Origin of the sequence: Staphylococcus sp. EG-SA-17, from assembly GCF_017151845.1 — a bacterium.
Lineage (GTDB): Bacteria > Bacillota > Bacilli > Staphylococcales > Staphylococcaceae > Staphylococcus > Staphylococcus aureus.
In genome coordinates this window covers 1-254 of record NZ_JACVZO010000141.1, presented here as the reverse complement: position 1 = coordinate 254, position 254 = coordinate 1, and the positions used below count along the sequence as shown (strand labels likewise).

Sequence of the window (254 nt, the reverse complement as noted above, 5' to 3'; positions counted from 1 at the left end):
TAAGCCAATCGCTACAGGGTCATCAAGTATAGATATTTTCATTTTTGGTATAACAAGAAATAACAACGGCACAACAGCTAAAATAACCATACCCAAAATGATTGTATCTTTAAACGTAGCACCGTAAGACCTAATGGCAAAGTCACACCATAGATTAATGGTTCTCCAATACCTAGGAAACCAACTGGCAATGCACCTTTTAAAGTATTACGTAATGTTGTGTTGCGTTTACATCTTACCCAAAGTGCTAATGC

The 254-nt window shown here is 36.6% G+C and carries 2 pseudogenes; both read right to left on the bottom strand.

Going from position 1 to position 254, the window contains the following annotated elements:
- A pseudogene (locus tag IDG65_RS14455) lies at positions 1 to 126 on the bottom strand (iron ABC transporter permease); the annotation flags it as partial.
- Positions 127 to 128: 2 nt separating this feature from the next.
- A pseudogene (locus IDG65_RS14910) lies at positions 129 to 254 on the bottom strand (hypothetical protein); the annotation flags it as partial.